At 42.4% G+C, this 12,466-nt stretch carries 5 protein-coding genes; 1 reads left to right on the top strand and 4 read right to left on the bottom strand.

The genetic code is table 11. The features are described 5' to 3' along the window. On the top strand, nt 1-404 hold a 404-nt coding region (locus D5R40_RS24865), incomplete at its 5' end, for a sporulation protein (protein ID WP_124155380.1). Between the two features lie 3,293 nt (nt 405-3,697). Here the strand turns inward: D5R40_RS24865 and D5R40_RS36010 are convergent. From D5R40_RS36010 to D5R40_RS24880, 4 genes are all read right to left on the bottom strand, one after another. Further along, entirely contained in the window at nt 3,698-3,844 is a 147-nt protein-coding gene (locus D5R40_RS36010; protein WP_161565064.1) for a hypothetical protein, read from the bottom strand. A 65-nt stretch (nt 3,845-3,909) separates the two neighbouring features. After that, a complete protein-coding gene (locus D5R40_RS42850) occupies nt 3,910-3,993 on the bottom strand; it encodes a 4Fe-4S binding protein (protein ID WP_124155382.1) in 84 nt (27 codons plus the stop codon). 409 nt (nt 3,994-4,402) lie between these two features. Next, complete coding sequence (locus D5R40_RS41415) at nt 4,403-4,531, bottom strand: hypothetical protein (RefSeq protein WP_282433663.1); 129 nt, start codon at nt 4,529-4,531, stop codon at nt 4,403-4,405. Between the two features lie 7,679 nt (nt 4,532-12,210). Beyond that, nucleotides 12,211-12,466, bottom strand: a 256-nt coding sequence (locus D5R40_RS24880; protein WP_124155381.1) for a DUF3810 family protein, incomplete at its 5' end; no start/stop codon positions are given.

Here is a 12,466-nt window from a genome sequence, read left to right on the forward strand (position 1 = left end):
CACCCGAACAGCGTCGAAGAAACGGCCAAATTGAGGGACGTCTGCGGTTTCAATCTTTAAATGCTCAGACTGTCACGAGTATCCGTATCGCACTCGTAGAAAAATACACCCGGGGTCGAGGTAAAGAAAAACTGATCGATGAATACGAACTAGGGGAAATCAATCTGAAACAAACGATTGAAGTCCCAGCAGAAGAAACCGTTGAAATACCGTTTACCTTGCCTTTTAAATTGGTTAAATCGGAGATGGATGAGTTTGGCGATCGGAACTTCTTATATGGGGGACTGGCCAGGGCAGCGAAGGCTATTCAGGCGGTTCGCTCTGATTATCGCATTGAAGCAGAAGCCAAAGTAAAGGGAGTTGCCCTCAATCCCTTCGACAAGAAATTCATTAAGCTTAAGTAGTGTCTGCAGCGACACAGCCTAAATAGTCTTCCCGGTCAATTCCCAAGCTTCTTAATTTTTCCTCGAGTGTGTAGAATGCCGCATTGATTTCACTCGCTTCAGGTACAGTCCGTCGTTTTGATTTGCCGGTTATAACGATGTATAAAACGCCCAATCGAGCAACACCATAGTAGCTGCTAAGGATATCCATTTTCTATTCTTCATCACCTCATCTAAAGGAACCAAACCATGATGAGAAAGAAGATTGGACAAACCGAGCATGCTCAATAAAATATAATCATGGATCATTAAAGGCCTGAAACCACAAAAATGCCGTAATCAAAGCTACTCCAAGCCAACAAAGACTGGTACCAGCACAAAGGCGAACCCACACCTTGGCCATAAGATCCTACTCCCAGCAAATAAATCAACCCAATTTACCGAAGCACAATTACGGGCCCAGATCGTAAGATAACGACCTCCCAAGTATATTTCCCGATCCACCTCATAACATCTCCCAATTAAGTAAGATCCCCACAGGCTCATATTGTTCCCATAGGCTTGATTCGTACTTTGCATAGCCTACCCACGCTAGAAGAGACTATTCCATCGCAATACCCAACCCATACTTGCCCAAGCCGCACCCTTCGGCCACTTTTCCTGCGAGAAATGTGGTAAATAAGAGAGAAAAGAAAAGCATCATCAAATGTATGCTTCCGAGGCTTTGATCAAGCCGCCAATCGTTCATAAACAGAAACATCCATAGAATGCCCGGATTACCATCGCTAACAAAAACCGGAAATAATAATACCAACCGATCAAAACCGCCCAAGGAGATGCAGCATATTGGCGTAAGAAGTTATTGGCGTAAAAATAGTTGAGTTGAAGGTTTAAAAAGTAGAGAGCCGGCATAATTAGCGAATCAAGAGATTCAATCAATGAATCGCAAAAGCAATTAAATAGAGACTGTAAGCTGCCAAAACAAAAAAGCAGCCAATGTAATCCTCTGAGCCCAAGCTCCGAAACCAAATAACTTGCGAAACTGAGCTGAAAACAAAATAAGTAATTGTAAATTCCGCCACTGCCACACCATCTCTCCCAGTTTCTATTCATCAGCGGGGCTTGCCTATGGAGGCCGCCATTTTGATAGTAGTTTACGGAATTGAGCAGGCACTGTCAATGACGCCAGTATGGTCCCGAATTGGTTTTAGAAATAGTCCGCTGCTGTGTCAGTAACCAGAAAAAGCTAGCCAAACACCATCAGTACAATAACTCCGATCTACAGCTATACTTGCGAATTCATAGCTCTGTTAGTAAACTTTTTTTTGTCCGCCCAAAGCTACTTAGGAAAATGCAGAGGAAAAAAGAAAAAGAAAGACTAATTTAGGCTGTTCGCTGCAGACACTACTTAAAAGCCTTAATGAATTCTTGTCGAAGGTATTGAGGGCAAACTCCCTTTACTTTGCTTCTGCTTCAATGCGATAATCAGATCAACGCCTGAATAGCCTTCGCTCCCTGGGCCAGTCCCCCATATAAGAGTTCCGATCGCCAAACTCATCCATCTCCGATTTAAGCCAATTTAAAAAGCAAGTAAACGGTATTTCAACGTTCTCTGCTGGGACTTAACTAACTAACTACTCAAACTAGTTTGTTCAGTGTTAATAATTTCACGATCAGATTTATCTTTACACTCGACCCCGTATTTTCAGAGGATGCGATAACGGATAACTCGTACAGTCTGAGCATTTAAAATTGAAACCGGCCAGACGTCCCTCAAATTGGCAACGATTCTTCGACGCTTTCGGGTGCGATGAACAATTTCTAACTTCACACCTTCAATGCCTAACCACTTTTTTATCTTCCATCCATGTGTGAATCGAAATTTGATGCTGATTTTAAGTATAATTGCAAAATAGTCGAAAACGTGCTTATTCGAAATAAAATCTTATTAAAGATCTCCATAGGATATGAAAACAGAATAGAAATAGTTAAGGTCTTAGCTAGAATGCTCAAACTGTAGACCATACTTATGTGCCAACTCTCTCCCAGGCTTTCACCCAGCTGCTTTCAAATTTGCCTTTATATCAACCAAAGTATCCAAACCACCAGGGTTTTGATCGTTGATTTCCCAGCTTTAGTATTTTGCGGCAAAAGTGGCTCTGTCGTCTGTCTTAACCTGCCCCCCATCTAGATAGGTAAAGTCATTCTGTCAAAGAGGTCTACCCATATTCACCTTCAAGCCTTCATGAAAGCCGCACGCGAACTATCGATAGAAGAACAACCACTAGCACCCGCCTGACTCTCGTCTACCTCGAGCACTACAAATTGCCATGGAGCAAGTCGCCGAAGGCTTGATTCCGATTGTGACTCACCCATTGTGAGCAAACTGCTTAATGTAGGTCTTTACCTATTTTTCATCTTCTTCCTTGAAGGTGTTACTTTTGGTAAATCAATACCGCGTACTATCTGAAATTGTCAATGCTCCATGTGATAATTAATCCCTTTATTCTTTACACCCAAATAGAACAGATTGGCACGGATGGTTGAATCGAATTACACTATATTATTGACAATTAGCTCGGCAGTCCATTAGACCATAACATCATGCTTGCTTCTCTTTCGTTTTTACACCATCTCCCATCATTGTCATGCAGAAGGACAGTTCACCGCAAATGATCTCAAGCTTTGGTAGCTAAGACTTCCTCCGCTCGATCGATATTATTCGCTATCTCCTGGCTCATCTCTTTATTGAACATCTGAAGCGCCTTCCAGCTCCGCAGCACAAGCCCTTGTTCCGACAACGCTTCATCTCCACAACTCATTATCCAAGCCTTCCAAACTTTTCGAGGAAGCCTCGTATACGCCATTAAGCACGGACCATATAACAAGAATCGCTGATAATGATCTTTTTACCTTCGAAAGCTCCCCCTTCAGTCAACTTCAAGCGTCCCTGGTCAATTAATTCTTGTAAATTGAGATGATGGCACCACCTCATACTCTCCGCCCATTCGATATTCGTTCTAATGGTTAAAGCAATGCGGCAAGCCGTGCAATTCTTCTTCACCTCATACATTTCAAAGTCATCACTTTGTAGGCAGTTCATCTGCGAAAACAAATCGTTACCAGCTCGCCGCCGGGTCTCCTTCTACAGCTTTCCTCTGATCCAAGAATGGCAAATTCGATTCCCACCTTATTCAAAATCTTACAAAGGGCTACCGTAACCTTTGAGCACGCGCATCAAACTAACCTGCAACCTACCCAGAAAAGTTTTCGCTTGCTGCCCTCGGCAGCCATTTCCCGCCATTTTTTTATCTTCAATCACTCATTATTTTCAATTTAAAGAAGTCAAATAAAGTTGTTTCCTTACTCAGCCATCGCATTCCTTGCCCACTGGTCTCTTCCACAGCCATCGACCAAACCGCTCCACTGTTCGTCAATGCTATTTGAACATCGGTAGCCAATCGATGGGCCAGCAGACTCCGTCAGGAATCTCATATCTTCTGAGTTAAGTATGCGTTCCAATTGATTATTCAAACGGACAAGCCTCTACGCAAGCGTTGCAAGTAGTACAAGCATGAATCTCTTCTCTGGTAATGTAGTCAAAGAGAATTTCATTTCAAATTATCTTTTGATAAAGGTTTTTCCCTTGTCTTGAGCGAATCTGCAATTTAGAATCCAGATTCTTACCGATCTCGTCTGCCCTATCCCAATATCCATGAGAATTCCCGAGGAGATAACTTCTTCCAGTTAGTTTGCGCGACAAACGGAGGTACCAACACCAACTTCCCCGTACACTATAAAGCATCCATAAATGTTTTTCCAGCTCAAACTGAAAAACATCATTGGCACAAACTCAGGTAATTCTTCAATCACATCGCATCTCCTGTACCGCCGCCCATCGAATCCCATCATTTTACTCTTAACCTTCATGCATAATGAGTCCATATTCTCATCTCACCTCTAGAGTTGCTTGCATAGGAAGGTGTTGAAAAGCCAAAAATGATGTGTTAAAGCTTTGATTAGGAGTAATTTAGGAAGACGAATACCATGGTAATGTGCAACCACCAACCAAAACGCTCTACTACACCAAAACTAGATTGTTCCATTCCGCCAAAGAGTGCTGGCCCTAAACCAGCTGAAACAGCCAAATTCCAGTGAAGCATAATGTGCTTGATTCCACCTGCCTGCAAAAACCATATCCCGCTCCGTTCATTGCTAAAATCCCAATCAGGAGAAATGAATCTCAAAGATAGGTATTAATTGGCAGTCAGCTTCGGGCCAGCCAGTCATCTCAATTTCACCAAAACGTTTTGGAATTTTCAGCAAAATTTCTGCGACAAGGAAAAAGTAAGGGGTGCCGATAAAAGCTAAGATGATAAGATTTTCAATTAAAACTGTATGATGAAGGTTGTAAAATCTCTCCTAACTTGGAGCAAGAACGATGGACACCAATACTCCATCTAGAAGATCTCGATCAATCAATTTGTGTGATCACAGAAGGCTGCATAAATAGAAGAAATGCGAATACCGCCGAATATCCCGTTGAACATCTTCTTCTGCCCAAAGGGCAACGAGCAAAAACCACATTTCTCCAAACTCTGTCCCGATCAAGGCTAATCTCTCTCTTGCACCCATAAAGTTCTGCGGGATTTGTCATAAACGAAAGTAGCATAGCCTAGTGCTGCGCCACATGACCCTATATGAAAAGATTGCCTGTACCATTGCAAGTGTAATTTTTAGGTGAGCCCCAATCCTCATTGTTGAAAGCTTTCTACAAGCCTCTTTTTCTAGCGAAATTCCGCTTTAAAAATAAGAAGATATTCCTTGAATATCAATACAAGGTCGAAAAATATCCCCTTTAGTTCAGTTAATCTTTAAATTTTTTTAATGAAATTGCAGCAAAATATTATCACGACGCTACACATGAAGATTCTGGAGCACAGGAAATCAAACAAAAGATCAAAAGCGCTTGGCCATTCAAATGTTGAAACACAACTACGACGAGCAAGAGATTGTACTCGCAGGATCAATAAAACAATGGTACTGCTTTGCGGAGATCCTAAAGAAGACTGAAGCCATCACGGAAGAATTCCAGTCAGGCCTGACCAGAATTAGGCTGAATCCGCAGCCCCAGTAGAACATTGAAGCTAAGTCTGATATTAGAAAAATAGGAATTTGATCGACCGATCAATAATCAAGGTCGACGATGTAGCCAATACATCGTACCATCTTCTATGCCTTCAAACCCATCTGAACATCCTTCCTAAAAAGGTGAGTAGCAGTCTGTAGATCGGGAGCATAAATCTTTCCCGATCAAAGTATATACCTTGTCTGTCTTTGCCACAACTTTGAAGAAAGAATTTATTGACGTCGATATTAGTAATCCTGAGACTTTTCCGTTCTTTCTTAACGATAAACTTGCCAGATGCCTGCATTGAGTCTGTCATGGAGTTTAAGGCTGCCTGATTACCCCAACTCCTTCCAGCCCCTATACTTATTGAATTGAAAGGTGGGAAGCTACGCTTCTTCACCTCAATTAAGTGATCACAAAGCTGCTTCTGGCTAGAGAATTCGCGTGTACCAGATACCTTCAAAACACCTTATTCCATCCCAAACCACCCATTTAGGCTTTATTTTTCCCACCACAGCCGGCATTACATCAACTCCAAATCGATAATCACTTTGTCTTTGATGGGATCGACCGCAGGTGCAAAACACTCCACCATCTACAAAATCCCCGCATCAATTCCACTGGCTTAAAGGATGAGTGAATACTAGACAGGCCCACCACGTCAAAAATGGACCTTCGTGCCGAAACCTCCCAGCTGTCCTTGTATCAAATTAGAAATGGCGATTAGTTAGCTTTTTTAAAGTCGAAAGTTATCTCACGGATCACCTTCGCCAATCTTTCTCAGATAACTTAGCTGGTTCAGCCCGTTATTTGGGAATCACGATCTTGAAAGCCTTGAAGAACTACTCTCTCCACAATTTACCAGCATCTGTTTCAATACTCAATCCGCAAATGCCAATGCCACGACTCCTTGCACTGTGCCACTGAGACATCAACCTCCGATGCCTTTTTCAACCAAAAGCGCCGCAAAACTCCGATATGCGCAACGCCTCCTGCCCTCCTCCGGGAAATAGCCAAGCCTATCTTTTCCTTGGTACATACTGTGATCCTGTTGATAGATGACAAATACCCACCGGAGCAAAACACTCGCAGCGGGCTATTGAAGATAACTCCTGTTTTTATTGCTTTACAGTTGTGTAAGTCCGAAAACTTACCTTTCAGCAATGAAATTGAAGCTGATAATCCTTTCTACTGTCGCAATTTCAGATGTAGATTTAGACTAGGTGCTGCACGCGCAACAACCTCTCTACCCAAAGCAATCGTAATTCGGATAAGTTCAAAAATGCGCTCTTGCATCTTAAGTTGAACCTGTCAGTAGGAGGTGAAACACTGAATGGGTACCTGCTAAACTTGGATCGAAAGTCGAACTAATCACTTCCAAAATCCGCCAGTTATCGGGGCTGAATTCTGATATCCAGCATCAAATGTGCATTGCCATTCAGTCAAATTGCCCCCAATTCCAATCACATTGAAAGGCTCGGAAGAATATCACTTTCACAAAGCCCGTATCGAATCCAATCTCATCGTAATAGGTGTTATTCCATCAGTAATCTCGCATTTCCTCCTCCAGAATCTGGAAGAGAAAGACACCAAAAACTCACACCTTCAACTTCACTAGTTGAGATGCTTACTTCTCATCTAGAAACCGTTACTACAGCTGATCGAACAAAATATTTTCCAGCGGATACAAAGTTATGATCTTTGATGGCGAAATCTTAGCATAATCCACGACGACGATCTCACCTTTAGACGAACCTGATCTCCTTCCGCAACCGTATATCCAAAAATCTTTCTGAAACCACTGAAGAGCCGATACCATCATATTAGCTGTCAATGATTGTAAACTGCAATCCATTTATCCACCTCAATAATCTACTCGTAGACAATGCCTCTGAATTGGCAGGTTGAATACCTAGCGGAATCGGTCTACCTCAGCATATGGAGTGACTATACCAATATCATAGGCTGGAAGTCAGGCATCCCCAGGATCAGAACAGTCATTAGCCTCTCCAGGAGAACCGAGAGTAATTGCCAACACCAGCAAATACTTCAGTGGGTTTAATGCTGCTTCCCAATAGATCCATTGTATTTATCGGCATTCACACCAATAAATCAGTGAACCTCACCGCCCATCAGCATCAGAGGCCAATCTCTCCACCATCGTCATAATTCACTTCATCAACGAATTGTTGCCAAGAAGGATCTCTCAACTGCACCAATGCGCCCCCCTCCCAATTAATTAAAAGTTGGAGCCATTCTCCATTCGAATGCTGCTACGCAAAGTTTTCGTTCGAAAGCGGCTGAGTCCTTGCAATGATTAAATAATCACCTGGCTTTAGTGTACCGCTGGGAGGTAAATTCTACTCGCACTAAAAGGAATCCCTGCCAGATCTTGGCTGCGATTGTCAGTGAATAGCTCAAATACCAGAATCCGTTCCGCGGATTATGTACAGATTTCATGATCACAATTGGCTGAATCTGTGCGTCATTATCCCGGATGGAAATCGTGAGATTCTTTCTTAGTGGGTTAATGCACGCCTTCGACTCGGGAGTTCAAAGTCAATTTCAATCGTTTCAAATCGCCTCTAACATCCATATCATCACAATGCGTAACGCTGCTCTCTGCTTGTAGTCACTTTCACAGTTTCAGTAAAATTCGATCATAGTATCATCAGATAAGTAAAGTCTGCATCCTCCGTAGCCGCTAGAACCGTCCAAAGACTCTACTGAATTACACTAGAAGGTACTGATCCTCCGCATTGCTCCAATTACGACCTGGAAAGTAACCGTTCCGATTCATCTTCTATCTCAAAAATCATCTGTAAGAATGTAGAACAAAGTTCCAGTCAAACATTGAGAAGAACCCCAGGCGATAGCAAATACATCGAATCCTCCGACATTTGCGCCCTACAAAGTGCTACTGCTGCCAATTACATGACCGCATTCACATCCGCAATCACAAAGACCAATTGAGGCCACGATCCATCTGCCTCAGAAGGCCAACCATTACCAATCGTATTAATCCACTGAGTCCACAACCCTTCCGTTCACCATCTAATAGCCAATAGAGTCTCCCCTCCATTACTCAACGAACCCTAAGTTCCGATTGAAAAGCAGCTTGCCAAAGTATTTCAAGCTACGGAGTTCGAACAGCTACATACGTAGTGCCACATCTAGGTGTAGCCAGAAAGTAAAGTTGACCCCATCCAAGTGAGTATCCTTCAGTTCACATCTGTCGGCCCATTATTGAAGATTCGATAAAACCTCTAAAGAGTCCCAGTCCACTTTCTTGGAGGATTGCTACATTATTTCGGTAATCACTCAGTTTAGGGTAACGGTACCCGTGCCCAACATATCGATAGCACGGTGAGGTACATGGAGTTGTTAAAAACCAGGCTTGTCAAAAAACGAAGTTACTCACCCAGGAGAAGAACAGCATCTACCGTTTAATGAAGCTCGGATTCATCTATATTCATCCTGGATCCCATTTACATTATGAAAACCTCAATGATTTCCAAACTAGCCGTATCTCCTGCTTCAAAGTCAACTTAAATCTCAGGCTAAAGAAGTTGTTTTTGAACATAACCTCATATAGTAGCAAGCAATAAGGATGTGAAATACAAAATAAGAATAGAAGTAAGTGTTTTTTCATATGGACGATTAGATTTGACGGGTATCGCTAGCGAAAGCCTGAAATTTTCAATCAAAGCTAGCCCATTGATTGATAGTGCGCTTGCAAATATAATTGAAAATCTAATCCGTGCCTGGTGCAATCAAAGCTCCTGCTATTTAGTTCTACAGTTCCTTCTGACTACAAAAGTCACTCCCAACGTCTAGTTGAAAGTGAACCTTTTAAGGCTCATACTTGATCTTTTTCCAAAAGCCCCCTCATAAAATATTGGGTCCTCATACTAGAGTACACCATGGAACAGGCTCTACTCTTTCTTTTGCCAAGGAAGATTCAGCCATCATACACCTGCACTACCCCCCCCATATTTTTCAATATGATCTAATGGCTATGGATAACGCTGTATGTGCTAAAATCTTGTCAGTCTGCTGATATGCCAAAGAATGAAAAAGCTGAAGAGACATACAAAATTCCGCTCAGCGTTTTTTCACTTCTAACATATTTACCGGCCGAAAGCATTCATTTGAGCAAAGGAAAATATCGACAATTACCTTACCCGACTCTGCAATTGCTTTTTCACTTCATCTGCGTTCTTCTGCATTAGCTCAAGACTCAGTCAAATAATAGGCCAAGTCTCCCCTAAGCCATCATCACTTTTGTTGATAGATATCATGCCTCCTTTGTCTGGCCGTAAACAAGATGCCCTCAAGAAATTCATGCTTTCACAAAAGTCACGAATAATAAGGATGCTCTATCATTCGACAAGCATAACAATTTGATTAGGTCGATCCAGGATCATACTGCCAACCTCCAAAATTCCCGCCTAATGCATGATTTTCGTAGCTTAATCCACGTATTATTTCGAAACTCTCCCTCATCTTCAATGATATCAGCTTCTCCTTTCTAATCTCCGGTTCGGTGAATACATAGTTAGGTTATGACCAGCCCCATCTCGTTTGAAAAACTGATCCAATTATTGGGAAAGACTGCACTTCTTCAAAGGAAATCGTTTGTCTTGAACAACTACAACATGAATCTTGATAGGAACTGTTTATCTACAAAAGCCATCAAACTCCTTAAATGCAGCCGTAGAAATCTCCTCAAGTGTAATCTCCTTTCATTAGATTGAATGCATTGTTTGTCTCCGTTTCAGGATTAAAGCCAAAATGAGCTGCGTGCTACCATCATGATACTGAAGCCAACTGTTGAGCTTACTTTCATAAGTCTAATTGTATAGACAAAATGATCATAAAAAGAGGCCGCAATCCCGATGCGGAAACCCGGGTGTGGGTTTGCTCTTCAAAACAGCGCAATGTAAAAAATTACTCATGATGTTTGACGCCTGGAATAGTGCTGTCTCAAAAAATATTTCTGATTCTTTGGCAACCCTAAGCTCGGCATACGAAAGCCAAAGGATTTTTACTAGTTTAAGTCCCACGAAAACAATCATTGAGCTAGTTATAAAAAACTATGAAAACCATCTCTCCTGCTGGGTGATGTGGCACTTTTCTCCCCCTGGCACATTACCAATACTTTAGTCATCAACCTAAATCTCCAAGATTCCACACAAGGTCCATTTATCCTGCAACCAAACCGCGGGGACGCTTCGTAGCCAACTTACGATATCAAGAGCACCAATCTATTCAGATGGGGGCAATGCGAAAATGGAATTGACCTTCACTTTTTAAAAGTGATCTCATCATACCTGGCAAGAGAAAATCTGACCAAAAACTAAAGTTTTGCAAACGACAGTTTAGGATGACCTCACTGTGAGGACAAGGATAGAGCATTAGTGGAGAGAATCTGATTTACAAGCTAAACGGCCTTTAACATGAAAGAAGGATGTGAGGTAAGAAGCAATTCCTTATAGTCAACATGTAGATGTTGGCGTACGGAAGGGGTTTCATGGCGGAGGTTTCCTCTACCTGACATCGATTTTCAGGACTTAAAGCTTACCACCCAGTGGTAGATCTCTACACCTAGGTGCAGGATAAACATGACTTCCCGATCACTGAATTACGGGTATTGTAAGGAGTAGCTTCATACTTTTCCAGTCTTACAGCTGGAAAACCCGGACAGATTCTTAAATCTCACCCTTGGAGTGCCATAGCCTTCGATGCTTCAGTGAAGACTTTTTTCTTGCTTTCGATTGTTTGGAGATGATCGAGTCGCACCACAAGGAGATTACACTTTGAAATACTGTTGGAGAGATGACGGTGGATTCATTCCAGCAGTTGGTAGCGTTTGCAAAAAGGAAACTTTAAATGGAGTTGGTTTTAGCTGGTTTGCCGGAACACAGATATAGATCCGCATAATCCATCTTAGCCGCCTCGTTTTTGTTTTAATACAAGGATCCGATTAGACTATTATCATCTGATCGCAGACTAGAAAACCTTAAATGCAGTTCAAGAACTGGTAAATAAAGTAAAAGATTCAGTTGGCCAAGAAAAACAAAAAAAAGATCGAATCTGGCATCGTCTTTTCTACCGATCCCGGATTTCATTATAGTTTCAATGAGCAAAAGAAAGAAGCCGCTTCCAGCAGTCAACAGGTTTGCGAGTAAGCTTGGATCTTAAGCAGAGAAAAGAAAAGAGGCTAACCTTAATCACCGGTTTTTGTAGCCCAGAATGCAGACCTTAAAAGATTGGCAAAGCCTTGAAAAGCAAATGTTGCGGTGGCGGAGTTAAAGGATGGAGAAATCCTCTACAGGCGACCAATTCGCAACAAGGTCGAGATTGGCTAAAAACCAGGGGTACAGTCAGACCGAAACGTTTCTGGACGGTTAGTTTTCAGCTGTTAGCCTCCATGCCGTCCACCCATCATCATGACTCTACTGTAAAATTGAGCATTCCCTTCTTTGATACCTTGTGACTTTAGGTAAAGCGTCAAGCCGCATACCGTGCCTTGGCATGATATCGGATAAAGCTCTGAGATTCTCGTTGAGGCATCATATCAGCCTGCATGCCTAGGCAATTCAGCTCGAAGGCTTTTATAGGGCTTCCCGCTATAGCGCAAGGTACTGTAAGCTAGGGTTCGCCAATAAGCCCAGCCTTCCCATGGTAGGGCAATCACGGAACTTCAGCCGATGCGCAAGCCACATAGCCAAGAAGTGCAAGTCCCTCATCTCCAAAGCCATAAGCATGCCCCATCTCGTGGGTCATTACATAGGGCCATTGCAGAGGATGTAAGCCAGCGTCTACTTGCCCTTGTCCGGTAAATGGAAAGTATAAACCAGAAGAACTAAATCGCATAAATATTCCCTTAGGATATATCTTATAAGCACGGGCATTGCTGGAGGCCGGGAAATCATGAGCTCTAAGCCAA

Origin of the sequence: Okeania hirsuta (assembly GCF_003838195.1) — a bacterium.
GTDB lineage: Bacteria > Cyanobacteriota > Cyanobacteriia > Cyanobacteriales > Microcoleaceae > Okeania > Okeania hirsuta.